Origin of the sequence: Brevibacterium sp. UCMA 11754 (assembly GCF_021532275.1) — a bacterium.
In the GTDB taxonomy this organism is placed as follows: Bacteria; Actinomycetota; Actinomycetes; order Actinomycetales; family Brevibacteriaceae; genus Brevibacterium.
On the sequence record NZ_JACBOT010000007.1, the window covers coordinates 1 to 26233 of the forward strand.

The 26233-nt window shown below is 62.5% G+C and carries 24 protein-coding genes and 1 pseudogene; 13 read left to right on the forward strand and 12 right to left on the reverse strand.

The window, feature by feature from the left end; all coding sequences use genetic code 11:
* Positions 1 to 187: 187 nt before the first annotated feature.
* Positions 188 to 658 (reverse strand): thiamine pyrophosphate-dependent enzyme, encoded by a 471-nt coding sequence (locus HX613_RS03590; RefSeq protein ID WP_235344112.1) that lies wholly within the window; start codon positions 656 to 658, stop codon positions 188 to 190.
* Positions 600 to 1823, reverse strand: a pseudogene (locus HX613_RS03595) (acetolactate synthase large subunit); the annotation flags it as partial. The gene HX613_RS03590 and the pseudogene HX613_RS03595, both read right to left, overlap by 59 nt.
* Positions 1824 to 1991: 168 nt before the next feature.
* Between HX613_RS03595 and HX613_RS03600 the strand changes: the two are divergent.
* The gene (locus HX613_RS03600; protein ID WP_235344113.1) at positions 1992 to 2945 is read left to right on the forward strand and encodes a VOC family protein; all 954 of its coding nucleotides are present in this window, start codon (positions 1992 to 1994) and stop codon (positions 2943 to 2945) included.
* A gap of 37 nt (positions 2946 to 2982) precedes the next feature.
* Here HX613_RS03600 and HX613_RS03605 read toward each other — a convergent pair whose 3' ends face one another.
* Positions 2983 to 4848: a heavy metal translocating P-type ATPase gene (locus tag HX613_RS03605; RefSeq protein ID WP_235344114.1), complete on the reverse strand. Its 1866-nt coding sequence runs from the start codon at positions 4846 to 4848 to the stop codon at positions 2983 to 2985.
* A 143-nt stretch (positions 4849 to 4991) separates the two neighbouring features.
* Here HX613_RS03605 and HX613_RS03610 point away from each other — a divergent pair, with 143 nt between their 5' ends.
* Positions 4992 to 6857 (forward strand): heavy metal translocating P-type ATPase, encoded by a 1866-nt coding sequence (locus HX613_RS03610; RefSeq protein ID WP_235344114.1) that lies wholly within the window; start codon positions 4992 to 4994, stop codon positions 6855 to 6857.
* Between the two features lie 37 nt (positions 6858 to 6894).
* On the opposite strand, the gene HX613_RS03615 is transcribed toward HX613_RS03610, so the two are convergent.
* On the reverse strand, positions 6895 to 7848 hold the full coding sequence (locus HX613_RS03615) for a VOC family protein (RefSeq protein ID WP_235344113.1): 954 nt from the start codon (positions 7846 to 7848) through the stop codon (positions 6895 to 6897).
* A gap of 168 nt (positions 7849 to 8016) precedes the next feature.
* On the opposite strand from HX613_RS03615, the gene HX613_RS03620 reads away from it, so the two are divergent.
* A complete protein-coding gene (locus tag HX613_RS03620) occupies positions 8017 to 9648 on the forward strand; it encodes an acetolactate synthase large subunit (protein ID WP_235344115.1) in 1632 nt (543 codons plus the stop codon).
* 83 nt (positions 9649 to 9731) lie between these two features.
* A complete protein-coding gene (locus tag HX613_RS03625; RefSeq protein ID WP_235344116.1) occupies positions 9732 to 10229 on the forward strand; it encodes a hypothetical protein in 498 nt (165 codons plus the stop codon).
* A 169-nt stretch (positions 10230 to 10398) separates the two neighbouring features.
* On the opposite strand, the gene HX613_RS03630 is transcribed toward HX613_RS03625, so the two are convergent.
* From HX613_RS03630 to HX613_RS03650, 5 genes are all read right to left on the reverse strand, one after another.
* Entirely contained in the window at positions 10399 to 11460 is a 1062-nt protein-coding gene (locus tag HX613_RS03630) for a 2,3-butanediol dehydrogenase (protein WP_235344117.1), read from the reverse strand.
* Between the two features lie 187 nt (positions 11461 to 11647).
* Positions 11648 to 12115, reverse strand: a complete 468-nt coding sequence (rraA, locus tag HX613_RS03635; protein WP_235344118.1) for a ribonuclease E activity regulator RraA — start codon at positions 12113 to 12115, stop codon at positions 11648 to 11650.
* 70 nt (positions 12116 to 12185) lie between these two features.
* Positions 12186 to 13211 carry a D-cysteine desulfhydrase gene (locus HX613_RS03640; RefSeq protein WP_235344119.1) on the reverse strand — a complete coding sequence of 342 codons (1026 nt, stop codon included), beginning with the start codon at positions 13209 to 13211 and terminating at the stop codon, positions 12186 to 12188.
* A gap of 37 nt (positions 13212 to 13248) precedes the next feature.
* Positions 13249 to 13725, reverse strand: coding sequence for a hypothetical protein (locus tag HX613_RS03645; RefSeq protein ID WP_235344120.1), 477 nt, complete (start codon positions 13723 to 13725; stop codon positions 13249 to 13251).
* A gap of 257 nt (positions 13726 to 13982) precedes the next feature.
* Complete coding sequence (locus HX613_RS03650; protein WP_235344121.1) at positions 13983 to 15314, reverse strand: dicarboxylate/amino acid:cation symporter; 1332 nt, start codon at positions 15312 to 15314, stop codon at positions 13983 to 13985.
* A gap of 276 nt (positions 15315 to 15590) precedes the next feature.
* Here HX613_RS03650 and thpD point away from each other — a divergent pair, with 276 nt between their 5' ends.
* Positions 15591 to 16496 (forward strand): ectoine hydroxylase, encoded by a 906-nt coding sequence (gene thpD, locus HX613_RS03655; RefSeq protein ID WP_235344122.1) that lies wholly within the window; start codon positions 15591 to 15593, stop codon positions 16494 to 16496.
* A gap of 85 nt (positions 16497 to 16581) precedes the next feature.
* Here the strand turns inward: thpD and HX613_RS03660 are convergent, their stop codons facing one another.
* Positions 16582 to 16830 carry a hypothetical protein gene (locus HX613_RS03660; RefSeq protein ID WP_235344123.1) on the reverse strand — a complete coding sequence of 83 codons (249 nt, stop codon included), beginning with the start codon at positions 16828 to 16830 and terminating at the stop codon, positions 16582 to 16584.
* 152 nt (positions 16831 to 16982) lie between these two features.
* Between HX613_RS03660 and HX613_RS22505 the strand changes: the two genes are divergently transcribed.
* From HX613_RS22505 to HX613_RS03680, 4 genes are all read left to right on the forward strand, one after another.
* The gene (locus HX613_RS22505) at positions 16983 to 18059 is read left to right on the forward strand and encodes a DUF418 domain-containing protein (RefSeq protein WP_235344124.1); all 1077 of its coding nucleotides are present in this window, start codon (positions 16983 to 16985) and stop codon (positions 18057 to 18059) included.
* A 90-nt stretch (positions 18060 to 18149) separates the two neighbouring features.
* Entirely contained in the window at positions 18150 to 18332 is a 183-nt protein-coding gene (locus HX613_RS03670; protein WP_235344125.1) for a hypothetical protein, read from the forward strand.
* A gap of 231 nt (positions 18333 to 18563) precedes the next feature.
* Positions 18564 to 19067, forward strand: coding sequence for a DUF805 domain-containing protein (locus HX613_RS03675; protein WP_235344126.1), 504 nt, complete (start codon positions 18564 to 18566; stop codon positions 19065 to 19067).
* A gap of 68 nt (positions 19068 to 19135) precedes the next feature.
* The gene (locus HX613_RS03680; RefSeq protein WP_235344127.1) at positions 19136 to 19642 is read left to right on the forward strand and encodes a DUF3237 domain-containing protein; all 507 of its coding nucleotides are present in this window, start codon (positions 19136 to 19138) and stop codon (positions 19640 to 19642) included.
* Between the two features lie 60 nt (positions 19643 to 19702).
* Here the strand turns inward: HX613_RS03680 and HX613_RS03685 are convergent, their stop codons facing one another.
* Complete coding sequence (locus HX613_RS03685; RefSeq protein ID WP_235344128.1) at positions 19703 to 21049, reverse strand: MFS transporter; 1347 nt, start codon at positions 21047 to 21049, stop codon at positions 19703 to 19705.
* A 248-nt stretch (positions 21050 to 21297) separates the two neighbouring features.
* On the opposite strand from HX613_RS03685, the gene HX613_RS03690 reads away from it, so the two are divergent.
* The 3 genes from HX613_RS03690 to HX613_RS03700 all read left to right on the forward strand — a co-directional run bounded on the left by HX613_RS03690 (position 21298) and on the right by HX613_RS03700 (position 24270).
* Positions 21298 to 22149: a methylenetetrahydrofolate reductase gene (locus HX613_RS03690; protein WP_235344129.1), complete on the forward strand. Its 852-nt coding sequence runs from the start codon at positions 21298 to 21300 to the stop codon at positions 22147 to 22149.
* A 44-nt stretch (positions 22150 to 22193) separates the two neighbouring features.
* Positions 22194 to 23597 (forward strand): vanillate/3-O-methylgallate O-demethylase, encoded by a 1404-nt coding sequence (gene ligM / locus HX613_RS03695; RefSeq protein ID WP_235344130.1) that lies wholly within the window; start codon positions 22194 to 22196, stop codon positions 23595 to 23597.
* Between the two features lie 70 nt (positions 23598 to 23667).
* A complete protein-coding gene (locus HX613_RS03700) occupies positions 23668 to 24270 on the forward strand; it encodes a PadR family transcriptional regulator (protein ID WP_235344131.1) in 603 nt (200 codons plus the stop codon).
* Positions 24271 to 24314: 44 nt separating this feature from the next.
* On the opposite strand, the gene HX613_RS03705 is transcribed toward HX613_RS03700, so the two are convergent.
* Positions 24315 to 25079: a phosphatase PAP2 family protein gene (locus HX613_RS03705; protein ID WP_235344132.1), complete on the reverse strand. Its 765-nt coding sequence runs from the start codon at positions 25077 to 25079 to the stop codon at positions 24315 to 24317.
* 125 nt (positions 25080 to 25204) lie between these two features.
* Between HX613_RS03705 and HX613_RS03710 the strand changes: the two genes are divergently transcribed.
* A complete protein-coding gene (locus tag HX613_RS03710) occupies positions 25205 to 26206 on the forward strand; it encodes an acetamidase/formamidase family protein (RefSeq protein ID WP_235344133.1) in 1002 nt (333 codons plus the stop codon).
* Positions 26207 to 26233 lie beyond the last annotated feature (27 nt).

A 26233-nucleotide genomic window follows, 5' to 3' on the forward strand; every position in this document is an offset into this window, starting at 1 on the left:
CCCGGTTCGATATCATTCGAGTCGGACTCTTTGGCGCTGCAGCCGCCGAGCGCAAGGGCACAAGCCACGGTCAATGCCGAAACGAGATGAGGAACAGACTTCATGGTTCCACCCTATCGACATCCGACCAGCTCGCTGCACTCCGGTCGCTCCTCAAACACCAATCCGATCAGCCGCTCGGGTGGGATCAGACGAGGACCTCGATGAGTCGCGGACCCGAATCGGCCAGGCCCGCGCGGAAGTCGCGATCAAGGTCTTCGATGGTCTCGACTCGCGTCGCCGGTACACCCATGCCGTGGGACAGCGAGACCCAATCGATGGCGGGGTTGCCGATGTCGAGCAGAGATTCGGCCTTGGGCCCGAAATCGGGGACACCGACATTGGACATCTCATTGCGCAGAATCTGATATTTCCGATTGGCGAAGATGAGCACGACGATGTCGAGCTGCTCCCGCGCGTAGGTCCACAGTGACTGCGGGTTGTACATTCCCGAACCGTCGGATTCGAGAACGACGACCTTCCGGTCGGGACTCGAGATCGCAGCCCCAGCCGACGGGAAGCGCCCAGCCGATGGATCCGCCGGTGCCGCCGAGGTAGTCGTGGGGTTGTGACCCAGCCGTCTGTGCGTAGAAGTCCCGGCCCGTGGTGATGGATTCATCGAGAACGATCGCGTTCTCGGGGATGGCTCCCGAGAGCCACGCGGCGAGCTTCGCCGCAGTGATGGTCCCGCTGGGAACAGGCGCCGGAGCCAACTCCGCGCGCAGAGAAGACCGTTCACGTGAACTGCGGGCCGCCTCGGCGAGGCGCCTGTCCGTCGGTCCAGCCCCGACTGCCTGGTGAAGGTCTTCAAGTGCCTGCAGCGAGTCGGCACCGATGGGACTGAGCGTGAAGAAGGTGGTGTCCGGTGCGGTGAGCACGCTCGGCTTGTCGGGGTAGGCGAAGAAGGCGAAGGCGACGGGCGGTTTCGCGTCGACGAAGATGAGCGAGTCGAAGTTCTGCAAGAGCTCGACAGACGGCTCGACCGGGTACGGAATCTTCGTCACCATCGGCCGACCGGCACCTCGTTCTGTCCGTGCGGCAAAGGTCTCTGCCAGCAATGTCGCACCGGTCGCCTCGGCGATCTGGACAGCCACTTCCAGCTGCGACGAGCGCAGGGCACGCCCGCCGAGGAGGATGGCTGTGCGTGGGCCTGAAGCTCGCAGTCGGACAGCCGCGGCTTCGATCTCGGCCGGATTGGCTGAGACCGGGGTGGGCGCGATCGCGTTCGGTGGCTGGGTGTACTCATCGGCACTGTTCCACGCGGTGTCGGCGGGGAGGATGAGCGAGCTGATCTGTCCTGAGAGGCTGTAGCCGATGGCATCCGCGGCGTCCTTGGCGATGGAGTTCGCCGATGGTGAGGTGCGCACCCAGTTGCTGAAGGGCCGCAGTGCGCCTTCGATGTCAGAGGTCAGCGGTGCGTCGAGGCTCCGATGGTAGCCGGCATGATCGCCGATGATGTTGACCATCGAGACCCGGGCCCGCAGAGCGTTGTGGAGACTGGAGAGACCGTTGGCTGCACCTGGACCCAAATGCAGCAGGGTGGCCGCGGGCTTGTCGAGCATCCGCGAGTAACCGTCGGCGGCCCCGGTGACGACGCCCTCGAAGAGACCGAGCACACCGCGGACATGAGGCTGCCGATCCAAAGCTGCCACGAAGTGCATCTCCGAGGTGCCGGGGTTGGCGAAGCAGACCTCGATTCCGTTGTGACCCAACGTCTCCAGCAGGCTCTCGGCGCCATTCATGCCATCATCTCCCTTGAAGTCGGCCACGGAGGACTTCAGCATCCGTGATCAGCAGTTCATTCAGTCTTATCACGGCGTACTGATGTGTCGCTCGAGCGTCTGAATCGACGACCGGGAATATTCGCCTTGCACTCTCGGTTACACCACTATAGAGAGATAGTTGAATCTTCAATTTTTGATCGCAACCATTCGCTTAGCCAGGAGGGGGACATGAACGTCACCGAGAACACCACAGCAACCGATACCGTATCGCCTGTCGTCAACGACACCCTGCTCAGCGCTGCCACCGGAATGGACGCCGTCACCCTGCGCGTCGGCGATCTCGAGAAGATGTCGACCTACTACTCGAATGCCCTCGCGATGGAGCCCCTCGAAGAGGTGTCGCGCGGCAGTGAGATCCACCGTGTGCTCGGTCGCGGGGTCACTCCCCTGGTCAAGCTCGTCGCCATACCCAACCTGCCCGGGGTCGACCACACCCAGGCCGGTCTCTTCCACACCGCTTTCCTGTTCGAGAACCAGGCTTCCCTGGCTGCGACCGTCGCCCACGCCGCACAGAACACGAACAGCCAGTTCGTGGGTTCGAGCGACCACCTCGTCAGCGAGGCCTTCTACTTCACCGACCCGGAGAGCAACGGCATCGAGCTCTACGTCGACCGCGACCGCTCGGAGTGGAAGCATTCTGCCGATGGTGAAGTCCGCATGGACACGATCTACCTCGACCCGAACGCCTTCCTGGCCGAACACCTCGACGAGCAGACGCTGGCTCAGGCCAACACCCTGCCGGGCATCATCGGCCACGTCCACCTGCAGGTCGGCGACGTGCCGACGGCTCACCAGTTCTATGTCGACGCCCTCGGCTTCGAGCCGACGCTCGCCTCAATGCCCGGCGTCCTCTTCGCCTCGGCCGGTGGATACCACCACCACGTCGCGATGAACACCTGGAACAGCCGCGGTGTCGGTCCACGCGCAGCCAGCCTCGGCCTCGGCGATGTCGCCATCACCGTACCGGGCCGCGAGGACCTCGACGCACTGGTCGCTCGCCTCAGCGCACACAAGATGGACTTTGCCGACGACGGCCGCTCGGTCCGCGTCTCCGACCCATGGGGCACGCAGGTGACTCTGGGCATCGGCGGCAGCTCGATCGATCAGACCCTGACACGGTGATCTCAGCTTTCAGCCACGGGCCAGCCTGACAGCTCGCTCACTGTGCGGCTGAGGCTGAAACATCCGGCCGCGGATCCAGCCGGCGCAATAGCTGAGCGTTGACTGCGACGACGATCGTGGAGATCGACATGAGAATCGCGCCCACGCTCATCGGCAGCACGAAGCCGATGGGCGCCAGGACACCGCCAGCGAGTGGGACCGAGATGAGGTTGTAGCCAGCGGCCCACCACAGGTTCTGCTTCATCTTCCGAAACGTCGCCCGCGAGAGTTCGATGACCGACAGCACGGACCGGGGATCATCGGAGGCCAGGATGACTCCGGCCGAGCCGATGGCCACATCGGTACCGGCTCCGATGGCGATGCCGACATCGGCCGCCGCCAAGGCCGGCGCATCGTTGACTCCGTCGCCGACCATCGCGACCTTGCGACCCTCTCCCTGCAGCTCAGCAACCTTGGCCGCTTTGTCCGCAGGGTGGACCCCGGCGAAGACGCGGTCGATGCCGAGTTCGGCGGCCACGGCCTGGGCAACCGCCTCGGCGTCGCCGGTGATCATGACCACCTGCGCACCACGCCCGTGCAGCGCGTCGACGGCTTCGCGAGATTCAGGTCGGATCTCATCGGCAAGTTTGAGTGCGCCGATGACGCTTCCATCAACGATGACGTGAAGGATGATGGCACCCTCCCTGCTCCACTGCGCAGCGAGCGGAGCTTCGCCCGCACCGTGCTCACCGAGCAGATTCGGCCCACCCACGGCCACCTCGGCGCCATCGACCTGAGCCTTGACGCCGACCGCTGGGGAGGACGAGAAATTGGTCGCCACCGGTACATCGAGACCACGGTTCCGGGCAGCGCGAACGATCGCACGCGCCAAGGGGTGCTCACTGTCTGCCTCTGCAGCTGCGGCGAGCGCCAGGATCTCCCCCTCGGTGCGGTTCTCGGTCGTGACCTCAACCGCGGTGACTGTCGGTTCGCCCTTGGTCAGGGTGCCGGTCTTGTCGAAGAGCACCGAATCGACTGTGCGCATCATCTCCAGCGCCAGCCGGTCCTTGATGAGGACGCCGCCGCGGGCTGCCCGCTCGGTGGCGATGGACACGACGAGCGGGATGGCCAGGCCCAAAGCGTGGGGACAGGCGATGACGAGGACGGTGATCGTGCGCACGACTGCCGAGTCCGGCATACCTACCAGGGACCACACGATTGCGGTGACAACGGCGGCGCCGAGGGCGAACCAGAACAGCCAAGCCGAGGCCTTGTCGGCGATGCGCTGGGCCCGTGATGTCGAGTTCTGTGCCTCGGAGACCAGCTTCTGGATCCCGGCGAGCGCAGTGTCATCACCGGTCGCCGTGATCTCCAGGCGCAGTCCGGAGTCGGTGGCGACTGTGCCCGCCACGACGGTATCGCCTTCCGCGCGGCGAACGGTCGTCGATTCTCCCGTGACCATGGACTCGTCCATGCTGGCCGAGCCGTCGATGACCCGGCCGTCGGCAGGGACCGCTGCACCAGGGCGGACGACGACAGTGTCGCCGAGTCTGAGGTCGGCTGGATCGACCATCACTGTTTCGCCGTCGACGATCGTCTCTGCTTCGTCGGGCAGCAGCGCCGCCAGACTGTCCAGCGCCGAGGTGGTCTGTGCCAGGGAGCGCATCTCCAGCCAGTGCCCTGCCAGCATGATGACGACAAGCAGCGCCAGCTCCCACCAGAAGTCGAGCTCGGCATCGAGGAGTCCAAGTGAAGAACCCCAGGAGGAGAGGAATGCGACGGTGATGGCCAGTGCGATGAGGAGCATCATCCCCGGATTGCGATCCCTCAGCTCGCTGAGCCCGCCGGTCTCCGAAACCGCATAGCCCACGAGGTGGCCGAACATGGGGCTGAAGGCGATGACCGGGATCGCGATGACGAGCATGATCCAGAACAGCCGCCGGAATTGCGCGACATGGTCGCCGTGACCAGCATGGCCACCGTGGCCCTCATGGCGACCACGAGGGCCACGGTGGCCATGCTGGTCACGGCGACCATGTCGCGCAATTCCGGCGGCTGTTCTGGATCATGCTCGTCATCGCGATCCCGGTCATCGCCTTCAGCCCCATGTTCGGCCACCTCGTGGGCTATGCGGTTTCGGAGACCGGCGGGCTCAGCGAGCTGAGGGATCGCAATCCGGGGATGATGCTCCTCATCGCACTGGCCATCACCGTCGCATTCCTCTCCTCCTGGGGTTCTTCACTTGGACTCCTCGATGCCGAGCTCGACTTCTGGTGGGAGCTGGCGCTGCTTGTCGTCATCATGCTGGCAGGGCACTGGCTGGAGATGCGCTCCCTGGCACAGACCACCTCGGCGCTGGACAGTCTGGCGGCGCTGCTGCCCGACGAAGCAGAGACGATCGTCGACGGCGAAACAGTGATGGTCGATCCAGCCGACCTCAGACTCGGCGACACTGTCGTCGTCCGCCCTGGTGCAGCGGTCCCTGCCGACGGCCGGGTCATCGACGGCTCGGCCAGCATGGACGAGTCCATGGTCACGGGAGAATCGACGACCGTTCGCCGCGCGGAAGGCGATACCGTCGTGGCGGGCACAGTCGCCACCGACTCCGGACTGCGCCTGGAGATCACGGCGACCGGTGATGACACTGCGCTCGCCGGGATCCAGAAGCTGGTCTCCGAGGCACAGAACTCGACATCACGGGCCCAGCGCATCGCCGACAAGGCCTCGGCTTGGCTGTTCTGGTTCGCCCTCGGCGCCGCCGTTGTCACCGCAATCGTGTGGTCCCTGGTAGGTATGCCGGACTCGGCAGTCGTGCGCACGATCACCGTCCTCGTCATCGCCTGTCCCCACGCTTTGGGCCTGGCCATCCCGCTCGTCGTGTCCATCGCCACCGAGCGGGCAGCCCGCGGCGGCGTCCTCATCAAGGACCGGCTGGCGCTGGAGATGATGCGCACAGTCGATTCGGTGCTCTTCGACAAGACCGGCACCCTGACCAAGGGCGAACCGACAGTCACCGCGGTTGAGGTCACGACCGAGAACCGCACCGAGGGGGAGATCCTGGCGCTCGCCGCAGCTGCAGAGGCAGACAGTGAGCACCCCTTGGCGCGTGCGATCGTTCGCGCTGCCCGGAACCGTGGTCTCGATGTACCGGTGGCGACCAATTTCTCGTCCTCCCCAGCGGTCGGCGTCAAGGCTCAGGTCGATGGCGCCGAGGTGGCCGTGGGTGGGCCGAATCTGCTCGGTGAGCACGGTGCGGGCGAAGCTCCGCTCGCTGCGCAGTGGAGCAGGGAGGGTGCCATCATCCTTCACGTCATCGTTGATGGAAGCGTCATCGGCGCACTCAAACTTGCCGATGAGATCCGACCTGAATCTCGCGAAGCCGTCGACGCGCTGCACGGGCGTGGTGCGCAGGTGGTCATGATCACCGGCGACGCCGAGGCGGTTGCCCAGGCCGTGGCCGCCGAACTCGGCATCGACCGCGTCTTCGCCGGGGTCCACCCTGCGGACAAAGCGGCCAAGGTTGCTGAGCTGCAGGGAGAGGGTCGCAAGGTCGCGATGGTCGGCGACGGAGTCAACGATGCGCCGGCCTTGGCGGCGGCCGATGTCGGCATCGCCATCGGAGCCGGTACCGATGTGGCCATCGGCTCGGCCGGAGTCATCCTGGCCTCCGATGATCCCCGGTCCGTGCTGTCGGTCATCGAACTCTCGCGGGCGACGTTTCGGAAGATGAAGCAGAACCTGTGGTGGGCCGCTGGCTACAACCTCATCTCGGTCCCACTCGCTGGCGGTGTCCTGGCGCCCATCGGCTTCGTGCTGCCGATGAGCGTGGGCGCGATTCTCATGTCGATCTCCACGATCGTCGTCGCAGTCAACGCTCAGCTATTGCGCCGGCTGGATCCGCGGCCGGATGTTTCAGCCTCAGCCGCACAGTGAGCGAGCTGTCAGGCTGGCCCGTGGCTGAAAGCTGAGATCACCGTGTCAGGGTCTGATCGATCGAGCTGCCGCCGATGCCCAGAGTCACCTGCGTGCCCCATGGGTCGGAGACGCGGACCGAGCGGCCGTCGTCGGCAAAGTCCATCTTGTGTGCGCTGAGGCGAGCGACCAGTGCGTCGAGGTCCTCGCGGCCCGGTACGGTGATGGCGACATCGCCGAGGCCGAGGCTGGCTGCGCGTGGACCGACACCGCGGCTGTTCCAGGTGTTCATCGCGACGTGGTGGTGGTATCCACCGGCCGAGGCGAAGAGGACGCCGGGCATTGAGGCGAGCGTCGGCTCGAAGCCGAGGGCGTCGACATAGAACTGGTGAGCCGTCGGCACGTCGCCGACCTGCAGGTGGACGTGGCCGATGATGCCCGGCAGGGTGTTGGCCTGAGCCAGCGTCTGCTCGTCGAGGTGTTCGGCCAGGAAGGCGTTCGGGTCGAGGTAGATCGTGTCCATGCGGACTTCACCATCGGCAGAATGCTTCCACTCCGAGCGGTCGCGGTCGACGTAGAGCTCGATGCCGTTGCTCTCCGGGTCGGTGAAGTAGAAGGCCTCGCTGACGAGGTGGTCGCTCGAACCCACGAACTGGCTGTTCGTGTTCTGTGCGGCGTGGGCGACGGTCGCAGCCAGGGAAGCCTGGTTCTCGAACAGGAAAGCGGTGTGGAAGAGACCGGCCTGGGTGTGGTCGACCCCGGGCAGGTTGGGTATGGCGACGAGCTTGACCAGGGGAGTGACCCCGCGACCGAGCACACGGTGGATCTCACTGCCGCGCGACACCTCTTCGAGGGGCTCCATCGCGAGGGCATTCGAGTAGTAGGTCGACATCTTCTCGAGATCGCCGACGCGCAGGGTGACGGCGTCCATTCCGGTGGCAGCGCTGAGCAGGGTGTCGTTGACGACAGGCGATACGGTATCGGTTGCTGTGGTGTTCTCGGTGACGTTCATGTCCCCCTCCTGGCTAAGCGAATGGTTGCGATCAAAAATTGAAGATTCAACTATCTCTCTATAGTGGTGTAACCGAGAGTGCAAGGCGAATATTCCCGGTCGTCGATTCAGACGCTCGAGCGACACATCAGTACGCCGTGATAAGACTGAATGAACTGCTGATCACGGATGCTGAAGTCCTCCGTGGCCGACTTCAAGGGAGATGATGGCATGAATGGCGCCGAGAGCCTGCTGGAGACGTTGGGTCACAACGGAATCGAGGTCTGCTTCGCCAACCCCGGCACCTCGGAGATGCACTTCGTGGCAGCTTTGGATCGGCAGCCTCATGTCCGCGGTGTGCTCGGTCTCTTCGAGGGCGTCGTCACCGGGGCCGCCGACGGTTACTCGCGGATGCTCGACAAGCCCGCGGCCACCCTGCTGCATTTGGGTCCAGGTGCAGCCAACGGTCTCTCCAGTCTCCACAACGCTCTGCGGGCCCGGGTCTCGATGGTCAACATCATCGGCGATCATGCCGGCTACCATCGGAGCCTCGACGCACCGCTGACCTCTGACATCGAAGGCGCACTGCGGCCCTTCAGCAACTGGGTGCGCACCTCACCATCGGCGAACTCCATCGCCAAGGACGCCGCGGATGCCATCGGCTACAGCCTCTCAGGACAGATCAGCTCGCTCATCCTCCCCGCCGACACCGCGTGGAACAGTGCCGATGAGTACACCCAGCCACCGAACGCGATCGCGCCCACCCCGGTCTCAGCCAATCCGGCCGAGATCGAAGCCGCGGCTGTCCGACTGCGAGCTTCAGGCCCACGCACAGCCATCCTCCTCGGCGGGCGTGCCCTGCGCTCGTCGCAGCTGGAAGTGGCTGTCCAGATCGCCGAGGCGACCGGTGCGACATTGCTGGCAGAGACCTTTGCCGCACGGACAGAACGAGGTGCCGGTCGGCCGATGGTGACGAAGATTCCGTACCCGGTCGAGCCGTCTGTCGAGCTCTTGCAGAACTTCGACTCGCTCATCTTCGTCGACGCGAAACCGCCCGTCGCCTTCTTCGCCTACCCCGACAAGCCGAGCGTGCTCACCGCACCGGACACCACCTTCTTCACGCTCAGTCCCATCGGTGCCGACTCGCTGCAGGCACTTGAAGACCTTCACCAGGCAGTCGGGGCTGGACCGACGGACAGGCGCCTCGCCGAGGCGGCCCGCAGTTCACGTGAACGGTCTTCTCTGCGCGCGGAGTTGGCTCCGGCGCCTGTTCCCAGCGGGACCATCACTGCGGCGAAGCTCGCCGCGTGGCTCTCGGGAGCCATCCCCGAGAACGCGATCGTTCTCGATGAATCCATCACCACGGGCCGGGACTTCTACGCACAGACGGCTGGGTCACAACCCCACGACTACCTCGGCGGCACCGGCGGATCCATCGGCTGGGCGCTTCCCGTCGGTGCTGGGGCTGCGATCTCGAGTCCCGACCGGAAGGTCGTCGTTCTCGAATCCGACGGTTCGGGAATGTACAACCCGCAGTCACTGTGGACCTACGCGCGGGAGCAGCTCGACATCGTCGTGCTCATCTTCGCCAATCGGAAATATCAGATTCTGCGCAATGAGATGTCCAATGTCGGTGTCCCCGATTTCGGGCCCAAGGCCGAATCTCTGCTCGACATCGGCAACCCCGCCATCGATTGGGTCTCGCTGTCCCACGGCATGGGTGTACCGGCGACGCGAGTCGAGACCATCGAAGACCTTGATCGCGACTTCCGCGCGGGCCTGGCCGATTCGGGTCCGCGACTCATCGAGGTCCTCGTCTGATCCCACCCGAGCGGCTGATCGGATTGGTGTTTGAGGAGCGACCGGAGTGCAGCGAGCTGGTCGGATGTCGATAGGGTGGAACCATGAAGTCTGTTCCTCATCTCGTTTCGGCATTGACCGTGGCTTGTGCCCTTGCGCTCGGCGGCTGCAGCGCCAAAGAGTCCGACTCGAATGATATCGAACCGGGACAGAGCGCCGAGGTGCCCACCAGCGACTTCGACAGCACCGATGTGCTCGGTGACTTCCTTCGCAGCAGCATCGATGAGGTTCATGTGCACCGTGAGTCCGAGAGCAACCCGGACTTCGACCATGCAAGAGACGTCGACCGCCTGCACGTCGAGTTCCCCTCAGACGGACAGCCGAACGCCGATAAGAAGGCCACCGCCGACGCGGTTCAAGGCGCGGGAAACGCCGCGTTCGACTATGACATGCTCATGGTCACCGGCACTGCTGATGAAGGCACCTGGTCATACATGTTCAGCACCGACACCGTTAAGGACCTGACCGAAAGTGGCGAGGCCGTCGAAGCAGACACGGTGTGGGACTCGGCTGACCAGGACTTCGACTCAGTGCATCGCTGAAGCGCAAGCACGCGGGGATTCACAAGCTCGCGACCGATCTCATCTGACTCCGGGCCGAATCACCCGATGACGGCCTGAGCGATGAGTCCTTTGTTCGTGAGGATCGCCGAGTCGCGGATGGGCTCCACCCCAGTTGAGGCGGAGCCCAACCAGGACATCGTCTGGCAGATCAGGCTCGAGGATCGACGATGATCTTCACATGCTGCTCGTTGTTATTGATGAGCTCGTCGAAGCCGCCCGTAACCAACTCATCGAGCCCAATGCGCCCGGTGATGAAGGGTGAGAGGTCGATCTTCCCGCTGCGGACGAGTTCGATCGTGGAGGGATGGTCTCCCGAGTAGCCGATGGTTCCTCTCAGATCGATCTCCTTGAGCACAAGCTTCGGCATATCGACTTCAGGCTTGTGGCCCCAGATGGAGACGTTGACGATCACTGCTCCCGGACGAACCGCGTCGAGCAGCATGTCGAGTACCACCGGCACTGATGAACACTCGAACCCGACGTCTGCGCCCTGGCCGTTTGTGCGTTCACGGACCGTTTCGGCAACGTCACCCTCTCGTGGGTCCAGGACTTCGTCGGCTACTCCTGTTGAGAGCGCCATCTTCTTCCTCGCCTCGGACAGCTCGGAGATGAAGACGGTGAGGCCCTCCGCCTTGAGTACGGCAGCGGTGAGCAGCCCGATGGGGCCGGCTCCGCCGACGATGGCGACCTGACCAGGCTTCGCGCCGGAGCGGACGACTGCATGGTGGGCGACGGAGAGCGGTTCGATGAGCGCCGCCTGATCGAGTGGGATCTCACCGATCGGATGGACCCACCGCCGCTGAACGACGATCTTCTCGGATAGGCCACCGCCACCACCACCGAGCCCGATGAAGTTCATGTCCTGCGAGAGCTGATAACTCTGCCCGATGCTCGTATCGACATCATCGCCGATGATGTAGGGCTCGACGACGACGTTCTGTCCCACTTCAAGATCAGAGACACCCTCGCCGAGGCTGGTGATGGTTCCCGAGAATTCGTGGCCCATGGTCACCGGTGCGGATTCACCCGAGATCGGATGCGGGTGTCCCTCTGGTGGGACGAAGATCGGGCCTTCGAGGTACTCGTGCAGGTCGGTTCCGCAGATTCCGCACCACGCCACGTCGATTGCGACGGTTCCGGGCTTCAGCTCGGGCTCGGGAATGTCTTCGATTCGGATGTCATTGCGATCATAGAATCGTGCTGCCTTCATGAGAGTCGGCCCTTTCGTCATTGACAACGGAGCCGGTCTGACCAACAGCGGAGATCATCGATGACTCGCGAAGGCCATGGCTCCTGGCCCAGACTCTAGTTCGCGACAACCCTCACCGCATCGCAGCCTTATCGTCTCGTGAGAATCCTTGCGCTTGGCAGGATGCTTGGCCAGGATGCCCGCCTCGCTATTTCTCGACGACGACTCCGTCAGCATCGGCGAACACCATTGCGCCGGGGCGAATGGTGGCTCCACCGATTTCGAGAGTCACATCGAGCTCACCGTCACCGGTCTTGGAACTCTTGCGCGGGTTGCTGGCCAGGGCTTTGATTCCCAAGCCCATGGACGACAGCGCGACTCGGTCGCGGACGGCTCCGTTGATGACGACGCCTGCCCAGCCGTTGCTCACGGCGAGTTCGGCGATCATGTCACCCATGAGTGCGGTCGCGATCGAACCGCCGCCGTCGATGATGAGCACGGCTCCATCGCCGGGCTGGGACAGAGTCGTCTTCGCCAGCGCATTGTCCTGGTAGCAGCGCACGGTTCGAGCCGGACCGGAGAACGAGTCCTTGGCGCCGAAGTCACCGAAGTTCAAAGCGATCGAATCCAGTTCTGGTCCTCGTTCGTCCCAGAGATCAGCGGTCGAGACTGTCATGGTGTTTTCCTCCAGGTAGGTGAGTCACGCAAATAGGTCAGTTGAGAAGACGTACGTCGTTCGTTCCAGACTATGCGAATGCTCCGGCGCGAGCATAGAGTCCGGGCACTCCACCCGAATGGATGAAGACCACATGCTCGTCGAGGCCGAACCGTCCCTGTCTGATGAGATCGATGAGGCCGGCCGCGGCCTTCCCGGTGTACACCGGGTCGAGGAGAATTCCCTCGGTCTGAGCGAAGAGTCGTACGGCTTCGATCATTCCCGGTGTCGGCAGCGCATACCCGGTGCCGAAGTACTTGCCCAGGCCGAGGCTGCGATCGCGGGGGACCGGTGGGAGTTCGAGGAATGAGGCGACCTCGTCGACGAGCCCTACGATCTTCGGCTCTTGGTCCTCCTGCGTGCGACTGACATTGATGCCGACCACGGGAATCAGACTGCCGGCGGCGTGCAGGCCGGCGACGAGTCCGGCCTGCATTCCAGCAGACCCACTCGGGGCCACGATCGACGATACGTCCAGGCCCACCTCGGCGAACTGGGCAAGCAGCTCCTGTGCGCAGTCGACATAGCCCAGGGCGCCGGTGACGTTCGAGCCGCCGACCGGGATGACATAGGGATTGCGCCCCTGAGCCTCGAGCTGGCCGGCCAACTCGGTGGCACGAGCTATGAGGTCACTGCCATTGGGATGAACCTCAGCCGAATCCGCGCCGAGGAGGTCGAAGAGCAGAAAATTGCCCGTGTGCTTTGGTGGATTGCCACCGGCATCTGCTGGGATCGGCGCGCCGTCGGAACCGAGATCCTCCTCGAGGACCAGGTGACATTCGAGTCCCTCGCGCCTGGCTGCCGAGAGCGTGAGTCGACAGTGATTGGACTGCACCCCGCCGGCGGTGACGAGGGTGTCAGCCCCTTGTGCCAGAGCATCGGCGATGAGGAACTCGAGCTTACGAGTCTTGTTCCCACCCTGAGTCAGACCCAGCTGGTCATCACGTTTGATCCAGACCTGCGGCCCGCCCAACTGCGTGCTCAGGCGCTCGAGATGTTCAAGCGCGGTGGGTCCGCTGGTGTACCGGCGGCGGGGCAATGTGTTCAGGTCAACCATGGTTCCCGAGTCTACTTGCCACCCGCTTTCGGCTGGTTCACTGAGACGGCTGGGTGCGGTCCTTGAACTGGACGTGGTGAACCGCCGGGTGCAGGCCATGTGTCGCGGCTTTGTTGTCGACGCCGAAGGTCAGCAGCTCTCCGGTGACCTTGTTCTTGTAGACCACGGACGACGATTCGGCGGCTCCGTCAGCGGCAATGCGATCCCACGAAGCCGCATGCTCGTCACCATGCTCGGACAAGGCTTCGACGACGCCGGGTGTGGCGTATTCATTGACTTCCTCGTCGGAGCCGACACCCCACGCCTTCACAAGCGCATCCGCGTAGCCGGACGCATTCCTCGGATGGCCATCGCTGTGCGCATCGCTGGCAACATTGACTTCGGCGCCGGACCCGGAATCTGCTGCGGAGTTCGTTGCAGCCAGCGCGGATCCGCCGGTGAGCGCAACTCCCGCAAAGCCGGCAATCGCGGCGACTGACAGTGCTGCTGCTCGATTGCGAAAGGTGGTGTTCATAGCGTCATTGCCTCCTGCTGTGACGGTCGGTGCAAGCGACCGCCAGTGATATGTCATCGATCCCGCTGATTATCGTCACTGCAGGTGAGCGACGAACAACGGACCCTGAGAAAACTCTCAGTGACTGTTGCAGTTCTGCGAACTTCACATTGCGATGAGGTCGCAGCTTTGAGATATACGCATGCAACCTTGTGGAAAAGTCGCATGAGGGCACTGACAAGGACCCTTTTAGGGAAGGTGTCGAAATAGGATCGTAATCAAGAATTCTCGGGGGAGGCCGCCTCGGCGGGGAAGATCTCCGAATCATCGGCCTTGTCCATCCAGTCCTTCCCGTCGAGCACGCGGGCGACCATCATGGAACTGGCCTGGTCGCCGACCGCGTTGACGGTGGTGGCCGGGGGATCGATGACGGTGCCGATGATCTGGATGATGGGCAGGGCCGCGGCGGGGAAGCCGTAGAGGGTGATGATCATCAGCTCGCCGATGAATCCGCCCGAGGGGATTCCTGCCATGACCATACCGGCCAGCAGCGCCACGGCGATCCCGATGAGGATGTTGCCGGGGGTGAAGAAGTCGCGGCCGAAGACGGCGAAGAGGAAGGCGATCTTGAGGATCGCGGACAGGCTCGAGCCCTCCATGTGGATCGTCGCCCCGATCGGAACGATCGTCTCCCGAATATCGCGAGGAACGCCGATGCGCTTGCCGGTTCGCAGATTGGCCGGGATCGCCGCCACCGAGGACGACGTACCCAAAGAGATCGCCGTCGGTTCGATGATGTTCGACCAGAACGCGGTGATCCCGCGTCGGCCACCGGCGAGGAATGCATAGAGCGTGAACGCGACGATGAAGTAGCCGATCGCCACCGGGTAGTAGACGAGGAAGGCGCGGACGTAATCGCCGACCAGCTGTGCTCCGAGCTCACCGATGAGGGCCGCGAAGTAGGCACCCAGGCCGATCGGGGCGTAGTACATGATGATCGAGGTGAACTTGAGGAAGACCTCGGAGCCGGAATGGAGGAACGCAGCGAACGGTTTGCCTGCCGGACCGATCTTGGACGTGGCGATGCCGACGATGACGGCGAAGACGATGAGGGCGAGCATGTGCTCGGCGGAGAGGATCTTCGAGAAGTCATCGACGACGAAGGTCGACACGAGCTGATCGCCGATCGACCCGACCTCTTCCACGTCCTTGGGCTGGTTCATCTCGACTTGGACTCCCTCGGTGGCCTTGGTGATCCACAGGGCTGCGATCATCACGATGGAGGCGATGACGCCGGTGACGGCGAAGATGCCGAGCATGCTGCCCAGGATCTTGCCCAGCCTCGTAGCAGAGGACATGCCCGCCACCGCCGAGGAGATGGAGAAGAAGACCAGCGGCACGACGAGGGTGAACATCATGTTGATGAACAAGGTACCGAAGGGTTTGATGACCGTGGCTTTCTCGCCGAAGATCAGACCGATGATCGCGCCGATGACGACGCCGGTGAGGATGAACAGCGGGAACCGGTAGTTGCGCAGGACCTGCGCGAGTCTCGACGACGACCGGGGAGGGGCGGGGGACTGAAGCTCGGAGTCAGCGGGAGACGACATCTGTCCTGCCTTTCAGCACGAGGGACACGGCAAGGGCCACGACGCGGCCGTGGCTACGCAGATACTAATTCAACTATGGGAAGGAGGTGCGCTTGTCTCAATGGCGCAGCTTGACTCAACGGCGACACGACCACCAGGACAAACGAATCTGCTGAGGGGTTTCACCGATCGGATCCCCCTGTTACGGTGGCGGCACAAGCGGAATGTCCTCGTCGTTCCCCACAGATTCGGTTTTGGAGCGACCAGGCTTTCGCGCCATCCGAGGAAGGGAGAACGATGACAGTTATTTCACCGTCGACAACCACGGATCTCTACCCCACTCGCACTGGCGAGAGAACTGAAGTCCTCGACCGCAGGGGCCCGATCGCATTCGGTTCGGCCGAGCAGGGGCCCCTCGATGCGGCGACGCTGCAGCACTTCGACGACAAGGGCTATCTTACGATCGACGAGCTCATCACCCCGGAAGAACTCGAAACGTTCCGGGCCGAGCTGCACCGCCTAGCCAATGACCCGAAGGTCAAGGACGATGACGCCACCATCGTCGAGGCGAAGTCCAACGAAGTCAGATCGATCTTCGACATCCACCGCAGCAATGACATCTTTCGCAAGATCGCCAATGATCCCCGGGTCATCGCCCGCGCGGAGCAGCTGCTGGGTTCCGAGGTCTACATCCACCAGAGCCGGATCAACTACAAGCCCGGGTTCGTGGGCAAGGAGTTCTCCTGGCACTCCGATTTCGAAACCTGGCACGCCGAGGACGGCATGCCCGAGCCACGTGCAGTGAGCCTGTCGTTGTCGCTGACTGACAACTACTCGTTCAACGGGCCGCTGATGATCATGCCAGGTTCGCATCAGCGCTACATCAGCTGTGTCGGCGGCACCCCGGAGGACAATTACAAGAAGTCGCTGGTCATGCAGGGTGCGGGCACTCCCGATCCGCAGACTCTGACTGACTTCGCCGATGACTACGGCATCGATGTTCTCGAGGGACCTGCCGGTGGTGCGGTCATGTTCGATTCCAACTGCTTGCACGCCTCGAACGGCAATGTCACGCCGTATTCGAGGTCGAACATCTTCATCGTCTACAACTCGGTGGAAAACACGTGTGTCGAACCCTTCGCCGCACCGAAGCCGCGGCCGGAGTTCGCCGGCAGCACGGACTACACTCCCGCCGGTTCCTGAGTTCCCTGGACCGCCTGATGGAGCAGGCAAGCTCAGAAGCCCGGCACCTGGTCGTTCAGGTGCCGGGCTTCATCTGCGTGGCGGGTCAGTCGTCTGAGTCGATCTCCGGAGCCATCTTCGATTCGTCGACCGCCTCGTGCGAGCCGTCCGGGTGACGGTAGAGCGTCACACCTTCGTTCTCGGCAGCGGCCTGAGCATCCTCTTCGACATTGTCCTGGACGTATCCGGGAGTCGATCCGTACGAAACGTCGGGTCCACTGGCCTTCGAGGCCACCTCGTCGAGTTTGTCGTTGATCTTCTCGGATTTCTTCCGCAGATCCTGATCGTCAGTCATGTCTCAACACCCCACTTCGTCCAGATCAGTCTGAGTCTCCACTCTACTCCGGGACAGGTCGCGGGGGAGCAGGAGCGGGCCGCTTGGCACTGACAGACTGATCACAAGACAGTTTGCCGATTAAACCTGCGTTCCTGGTACGGTCGCTGACCGTGAAAGATGCATCAGCCTCCACCACTCGTCCCACTGCCTCCCGTCCGAACGATCGCATCGTCTCGATCGATGTCATCCGCGGCATCGCGATGGCCGGGATCCTGCTCGTCAACATCACCTATTTCCTCAACAGTGCCGGTCAAACCGGGAAACCGCGAGGCGTCGATGCCGTGATGTGGCAGGTCGTTGACATCCTTGCATTGGGGAAGTTCCACTTCGTCTTCGCCTTCCTCTTCGGCACTGGAGTCTTCATCTTCCTCTCCCGACTGCAGGCGAAGAGCCGATCCACCTGGGTTTACATCCGACGTATGCTCATACTCATACTCGCCGGTGTGGTGAACTCCGCACTGGGAGGCATCGACGTGCTGGCCTCGTACGGATGCCTCGCGCTGGTGCTTCTGCTGCTGACCTTCCTGCCGAGGTCGATTCTGTTCATGGTCGCCATCGCTGCGGCGATCATCCCGGATTCTCTGCACCTGGTCTCCACTCTCTCTGCCGCGGGTCCTGAGGTTCCGGGAGCACTGCTGCTGATTTTGGAGTTCGGTCGCACACTGGGTCATATGGCCCTCGGGTTCTGGCTGGCCGAACGCGGTCTGTTCGCCGCAGGAACTCGGGTTCCGGTTACCCGGATCTTTGTGATCGCTCTGGTGGTGTCGGTACCTGTCTGGGTCTGGACCATCGTTGCCGGGACAGGGACGGAGGCGGCTCATGAGATCGCGTTCCGCACGGCGATGGTCCCCGGCCTCATGTACATCGTCGGGCTGATCCTGCTCCTTCGTCTGCCGACCGCGCGGAGTTGGCTGTCGTTCCTGGGCTTCTACGGCCGGATGGCGTTCAGCAACTATATTGGCCAGACTGTCATCTGTGTGACTGTGCTTCCGCTGTTCGTTGGCGCTGGTCAGCTGTCTGCCCTCTCCGCATTGAGTTTCTGTCTCGGGGTCATTGTGGTCCAATGCGTGTTCTCGATGCTGTGGCTGCGTTGGTTCCGTTTCGGGCCCCTGGAGTGGGTCTGGCGCTGCGGCACCTATTTGGAGATCACGCCGTTGCTGGTGAGAGGATCGAACCGGAGCCCGTGAGGTCCTCCGAAACAGTATCGCTAGAGGCGCTCGGAGGTGCATGATGGAGTTATCAGGTTTGCGCACCGACAGCCGAGGGGAGGTGTAGCCATGTCTGAGAATCCTCAGCCGGAGAAGGGCAGGGACGAATCTTCAACCACCCCCGCCGAGGCGACCGACAGTTCAGAAGGACGGTCAGAGTCAGAGCAGATCCGTCATGACCACGAGGACGAGATGGTCGACGAATGGGAAGACGAATCATTCCCCGCCAGTGACCCACCAGGGCACTACTGACCGGGTCGCGAGTATGGTCCGGTGCACGAGGCCGACCGGGACCCGCGCGAAATGATCAGCGCACTGCCCCGACAGATCGAGACATCGGTTCGTCGGGGCAGTGAGCCGTGTTGTGCAGTTGGGACTCGCTGTTTGACTTGGCTGAGCATGTCCAGCGTGGTGGTCACCTTCTTCGACATCCGCGCCTCGGTCATCGTCACTGCCACAATCGTGTTTGAGTATTCTGAATGCATGACCCACGACCCCATGCTCACGAATAACCCGGGCACGCATGATGAGAGCACTGGCAAGACGACCACACGCAACACCGACGCGCCGATTCTGGGGGCAACGCCGGGTGCCGCAATAGGTCGCTACTTCCGCAAGTACGCTGTGTTCTCAGGGCGAGCCAGTCGCAGTGAGTACTGGTGGGTCGGCCTGCTCAGCCTTGTCATCTACGGTGTCGGCGGTGCCCTCGCCGGTGTGATCCAAGTGGCAACCGCTGGAACGAACGCCTACGGCGACGTCAGCGACGAAACCACGTTCGGTGCGGGACTGATCAGCTCACTGCTGTTCCTGTATTTCCTTGCGACTATCCTTCCCAACATCGCTCTCGGCGTGCGCAGACTCCACGACGTGAGCCTGAGCGGGTGGGTCATACTCATCGGCCTCGTGCCCTTCTTCGGTCCGCTCATTCTCTTCGTCCTCTCCTTACTGTCGAGCAACCCTTCCGGACAGCGATTCGACCGACGTTGAGCGCGGACGACACGACGCCGATCACCGAGGGGCAACCTCGGCGGTGATCACAGAAAGGAAGCAGGACATTGCCACAAGCACCAGGGCCTCAAGGTGCCGGAATCGCAAGCGGGGTCACCCCACCGGAATTGTCCTACTTGGCCACCATCGACGTTGATGTGGACGCACCGATCGCCATCGGCACTACGGTCGACGGGTTGCGCAAGGTCGTCCCGATCCGCGGCGGAAAAGTCTCAGGCCCGGGACTGCGCGGAGAGGTGCTTGACGCCGGTGCCGACTTCCAGCAATACCCCAGTGAGACCGTGGCCTACCTTGCCGCAGACTATGTACTCAAGACCGATGACGGGCACCACATCCTCGTCGAGAATCGGGCACTGCGCACCGGCAGCAGCAGCGATCTGAACAAGTTGATGAATGGCGAACAGGTCGACCCCGAGCGAATCTATTTCCGCTGCCTACCGCGACTGAGCGTCGACCAGTCGGGCCCGTATGCCTGGCTCAGCGACGTCCTGTTCATCGGCTCCGGAGTGCGCAGCCCCAACGGCGTGCGCATCGACATCTTCCAGGTCCGCTGACACCTGCCAACTCCGCTCGCACCATCCAGTGCCACAGACATCGGGCCTATGACCTGGCCGTCATACTCCTGCAGCTTCTCTGACGTCCGGGCGACGGTTGGCCTCGACATCGACTCCGCGCATGCCCAGAAGCACGACTGCCGCCAGCAGAAGCACCACGCCGACGAAGACGTAGATCGCCTGCGGAGTCCATCCGCCGTCGAGCATCGCACCGGTGGCTGTCGGGGCGATGATCGCGCCGAAGCGACCGATTCCGATTCCCCAACCCACACCGGTCGAACGCAGTGAAGACGAGTAGGACTGCGGGGTGAGAACGTAGAGGCCGGCAATGCAGCCGTTGCTGAACATGCCGACCAGGACGCCGACGATGACGACCAGAACGATCCACTGCGCGGTGAAGATGAACACCGCCATCAGGATCGCGGCCAGCACTGAGAAGCATGTCAGCACCGACCGGGTCGACCAGCGGGAGGTGAACAGCCCGAAGGCGACAGAGCCGATGGCCCCGCCCAAGGTCAATCCCACAGTGACGATCATTGACAAGGTGTCGGTGAGCCCGGTTTCGTGCATGAGTCGCGGGGTCCACGAGTTGACGAAGTAGAAGCCGAACATCACGATGAAGAACGTTGCCCAGACGACGAATGTGACCCGGCGGTTGCGACGGTTGAACAGAGCCAGGACACCTGAGTCGCTCGTCGCGTTCTCCTCGGCGATGCTCGTGGCAGAGAGATCAACCGTGTCGGTGAAGCCCAGCTTCCGGGCAATGACGTCGAGCTTCTTCTGCGCGGTCGCCGGTTTCCGGTTGTAGAGATAGGACGGCGATTCGGGGACCAGCAGCAGGACGAGAAGGAGGGACGCCGTGGCGAGGCATCCGCCGAGGACGAAGACCGAGCGCCAGCCTGAGGTGGCGATGAGCGAGACCATCACCGATCCGCCGAGTGCTGCACCGATGCCGTAGCCGGCGGTGTAGATGCTGATGACCAGGCCGCGGCGCTTGCGGGAGGCGTACTCCGCGCAGATGACATTGGTGCCCACCAGAATGCCGCCCACACCCAGTCCTGTGACGACGCGCCAGATGCCCAGCTGAGCCGCCGAGGTGGCTGTGGCGGAGAGGAAGAGGCCGCAGATATTGACGATGAGAGCCACAATGGTCATGTTCCGTCGCCCGATCCGGTCCGCAACCGGGCCCAGGACCAGGGCGCCGATCGCCATGCCGAGCAGCGCCGCGCTCATCACCAGTCCGAGCGCCGTCCCCGAGAGGGAGAACTCCTCGCTGACCTGGTTCGAGGAGAAGGAGATGGCAAGGACGTCATAGCCGTCAAGGGCGTTGAGGAAGGTGCAGATGCCGACGATCAGCCATTGATAGGCCGACATTCGAGAGGTGTTGAGTCGTTCGCGCAGGTCCACCGCATACTCCGATTCTGAGGTGAGATAAGCACCCGCATCATTGCGAGATACCTATGATGATAGGGAAAGCGTGACGCTCAGCACATTATCAGTGGCTTCAGGCTCGGGCAATGCTTGTGCATTGCCGATTGTGCTCATTGCACCCAGGTGCCACCTGCGGGAGATCATTTACCTATGGACATAGGTAAATACCTATGCGTATAGTGATTTCAAGAACCCACCGCAGTGTTCACGAAAGGAATCGCCACGTGGAGGCAACGATCGCTACCAAGGTGCTGGACGACTTCTCCTTGGAGATGACCGGCAAAGACGTTCCCAGCCTGCAGCGGGCCGCCTATGCGATTCCGCCGGGAACGCGCGTCAACGTCACGTTCCTCGGCAACGAGAATCTTCAGATGCGTGTCGAGGCCGCCAAAGAAGTCCTCGAACTCGGGTTCGTTCCCGTTCCTCATATCTCGGCCCGCAGGCTGAAGTCAGAGACTGAGCTGCGTGAGTTCCTCGAGGCTCTGCAGCAGGCCGGAGCCAGCGAGCATGTATTCGTCGTCGGGGGAGACCCGGCAGCCCCCGAGGGCCCCTATTCCGATTCGCTCTCGGTCATTCGCACCGGCATCCTGCAGGAATACGGAGTGACTGAGGTGGGAATCGCGGGTTACCCCGAGGGCCACCCAGATATCAGCACGGCGACCCTTTGGGAACATATGGAGGCCAAGAGCGCGTCCCTGGCAGAACAGGGGCTGGGCCAAGTCGTCCTCACCCAGTTCGCCTTCGACGCCGAAGCAGTCGTGGCGTGGGTCCATGAAGTGCGCGACCGCGGCATCGAGGCTGACCTTCGCATCGGCACGCCTGGTCCCGCAGGCATCAAGCGACTCCTGGGCTATGCCCGCCGCTTCGGTGTGGGCACCAGTGCGGGAATCGCGAAGAAGTACGGGTTCTCGCTGACGAATCTGATCGGCACTGCCGGACCGGAGCGATTCCTCAAGGATCTGACCTCTTACGAATCCATCACCTCGGCGTCCTCAGGGGTCAAGGCCCACTTCTACACCTTCGGCGGACTCGCGGCCACAGCCGAATGGGTCCAAGATTTCACCGCACAGGCCTGAACACCAGTCACACATAGAGATAAGAACAGAGAGGTTCATCGACCATGACCGACAATCTCCAGCAGATCCTCGATTCGACCAATGCCGTCGACCATCTGCGCAATTCGCAGATCGGCTCGTACATCTATCCGGTCGTCCCCGCTGACTTCACCAACTGGATCAAGGAACAGAGGGCATGGCGTGAGACCGCTGTCCTCTACGATCAGTCGCACCACATGGACAACGTGTTCCTCAAAGGCCCCGATGCCATCAAGCTGATCTCCGACACCGCGATCAACTCGGTCGCCAAGTTCGCCGTGAACAAGGCCAAGCAGTACGTGCCCACCACCGAATCCGGCCACGTCATCGGCGACGGCATCCTCTTCCACGAGGCCGAAGACGAGTACGTGTACGTGGGACGCTCACCCGCGTCGAACTGGCTGCTCTATCACGGTGAGACCGGCGGCTACTCGAACCTCGACATCGAGGTCGACCGCAGGTCCCCATCACGGCCATACGGTCACGCCGTCAGCCGCCGCTACTACCGCTTCCAGATCCAGGGCCCCAACGCCTGGGCGATCATCGAAAAGCTCAACGGCGGTGAGCTGGAGAAGCTGAAATTCTTCAACATGTCGACCATGACCATCGCCGGCAAACAGGTTCGCACCCTGCGCCACGGCATGGCCGGTGCCCCCGGCCTCGAGATCTGGGGGCCCTACGAGGATCACGACGTGATCCGAGATGCCATCGTCGAGGCGGGTGCCGAGTTCGGTCTGCTGCCCGTCGGCGCGCGGGCCTACCCGTCGAACACCCTGGAGTCGGGTTGGATCCCCTCGCCGCTGCCGGCCATCTACTCCGGAGAGGCCGAGCGCGGCTACCGCGAATGGCTCGGCGCCGACAGCTACGAAGCCACCGGCACCCTGGCCGGATCGTTCGTCTCCGACAACATCGAGGACTATTACCTGACCCCATGGGAGCTCGGCTATGGGTCGTTCGTGAAGTTCGACCACGACTTCATCGGCCGCAGTGCCTTGGAAGCCATGGATCCGGCAGCTCAGCGTAAGAAGGTGACTCTGGCCTGGGATGCCGATGATCTGGGTGAAGTGCTGGCCTCTCCGCTCAATGTCGATGGACCGAATTACAAGTACTTCGACCTGCCCTTGGCCAACTACGGTTCGGCGAACTATGACTCGGTCGTCGATGCCGATGGCAATGTCGTCGGCTTCTCGATGTTCACGGGGTACTCGGCCAATGAGCGCCGAGGTCTGTCCTTGGCCACGGTCAATCCCGACGTTCCCGAGGGAGCTGAGCTCAAGGTCGTCTGGGGCGAGCCCGATGGCGGTACATCGAAGGCATCGGTGGAGAAGCACGAGCAGACAGAGGTCGGTGTCGTAGTGAGCCCCGTTCCGTATTCGACGGTTGCACGTCAGACCTACCGTGGCGGGTGGCGCACCGGCCAAGACGCCTGAGAGTTGTAGTCTGAGGGGGTTCGGGCAGTAGGCCTGGACCCCCTCGTTGATTCACAGAATAGGAACCACGATGAGTCTCCGAAGCGCTCTCCTGGCGTTGCTGCGCATCGGCCCGATGTCCGGCTACGAGCTGCAGAAGCAGTTCTCCCAATCCGTTGGTCACGTGTGGCATGCCCCGGATTCGCAGATCTATCCCGAGCTGCGGAAGATGGCGAAAGAAGAACTCATCATCGCTGAGGAGCAGACTCGCGGATCTGCTGGAATGCGCCGTGTCTATCATGTCACCGAGGCGGGGGAGCAGGCCTTCATCGACTGGATGCACGGTCCGTTGAAGTACCAGCGCACACGCGACGCCGCTCATTTGAGGGCCGCATACCTCGAGTCGGCTGACCAGGACGCCGTCTTTACGTTCCTCCACGAGCACATAGCTCACTGGACGAGCGAGCTCAAGGTCTGGGAGGACGAGATCGCCACCATTGAAGCTCTCGAATCTCCGATGCTCAATCGTCGTCTGGCAGTCACGGCAGATGAAGACCGTGAAGTCACCATCGCGTATAAGAAGTTCGCCTACGAAGGTCTGGCCGCCCGAGCCCGCAGCGAGATCGAATGGGCCCAGCGGGGCCTGAAACTCAGCAAGAGGCTTGAACGAAAAAATGCGCAGACCGCACAATAATTTGAGTTCGCCACCGTGGCGGAATCAAGCCGAGCTGCGAAGATTCACGAAGATGTTGCGGTGAAATTGTCCATACGAGCCCACCGGTAGCGCGTCTGTCTGTCGCACTGCACCAGGATGCGCAGGAACAGGCCGCCCGCAATGAGGCCACCGAGGAGATCTGTGGCCCAGTGCCAACCGAGGAGGAATGAGACCGCCACGGAGTTCACGCTGATCGCGACCACGACCCAGCACAGAATATGGACGAGCCGTCGGGATGCGCCACTGTAGTGGGCGATGAGGTAGACGGCGGCACCGTAGATGAGCACCGCCTCGGCGGAGTGACCGGAGGGAAAACTGATCCCACGATCACCGAACTCGAGCAGACCTCCTTGGAAGAATCTCGGATCATGCAAAGTTGTCGCTGGCCGGGCCAGCAGAACCTTCAGCCCCCCGATGCCGATGAAGAAGGCCGCCTCGGTCGCCAGAGCGAATCCGATAGGGCGCCAGGACTGCCTTCTGCGCGCGAGCACAATCGCAACAATCGCCAGCACGGGCATACAGACTGCCTGCCCGGCGATGCTGTCGAGAATATTCTGCGTGAACCACACCAGATCAGGGTTGAAGAGGTAGAGCCAGCGACGATTGAGTTGGTAGTCCCAGACTCGTAAGGGCCCCATGGCGAAGATGGTCAACACGACGAATCCGAGTGCCAGCACCCAAATTGAGGTTGCCCGAGTAAGCCATCCCTTACTCTTCGCCTGTACTCGGTCATGATCGGTGGGAAGGCCGGTCTGACCATCAGGCGCCATGCGTGAATCGACAACCATCAAGGGCGAGTTTAGTCGGTTCTCGGTGTCCAAGTGGAAACGGTTGGATAATGGGAGTTGAACCACCGGCGCATCTTGGCGCTGAATACTATTGGTGTTATGACATAGCTCACGGAGCATCAAGTATGGACGTCGTTGACTTTGTTCCAGAGCGCAATCAATTCGTCTACACCTTTGGCAGATCCCAACCGGCAGCCACGATCACACCCGGCACAGCCTTGCGCCTGTGGTCCGAGGACGCCTTCAACAATGCGATCACCTCTGTCGCTGACATTCCGAGCGAAAAGCTTGATCCACGGTATCTCAACCCGCAGACGGGACCCTTCTACGTCGAAGGAGCCGAACCGGGGGACACCCTGGTCATCCACATTGTCGAACTCACTCCTGCACGCAGTTGGGGAGCCTCGGCGATGATCCCGTTCTTCGGCGGACTGACGGCGACGGACAGAACCAGCCTCCTGCACGATCCTTTGCCGGAAGGAGTCTGGATATACGAGATCGATTCCGCCGCACAGACGGTGGGATTTCAGACGCGCAAGGGCGACTTCGAACTGGCGCTGCCTCTCGAACCCATGCTCGGCACCGTCGGCGTGGCGCCTGCCGGAGGCGAGGTGCATTCCTCACTGACACCCGAACGCTACGGAGGAAACATGGACACACCGGAGATGAAGGTCGGTACGACAGCCTATTTCGGAGTCAACGTCGACGGCACCATGTTCTCCATCGGCGACGGTCACTACCGCCAGGGTGAGGGGGAAGCGTGCGGCACGGCGGTCGAGGGTGCGATGAACTCGACGATCGTCGTCGACCTCATCAAAGGCGGCGGTCCGGCGTGGCCGCGGCTGGAGAACGACGGCCATTGGATGGTGGTCGGGTCCTCCAAGCCGATGGAGGACTCGTGGAGGATCTCCCAAGTCGAAATGATCCGCTGGCTCGGCGAGCTCTACGGACTGGAGACCATGGACGCCTATCAGCTGCTCACCCAGATCTCCCTAGTCCCCGGCGCCAATGTGGTCGACACCAACTACAGCGTCGTGACGAAGATTGCGAAGTCCCTCCTGCCCACGCGCAGTGCCTTCGACGGGATCCACGCGGACCTGCGTGATCGTGCACGTTCCTTGTCCTAGTTCCAGAGAGCATCGAGGATAAAGAGT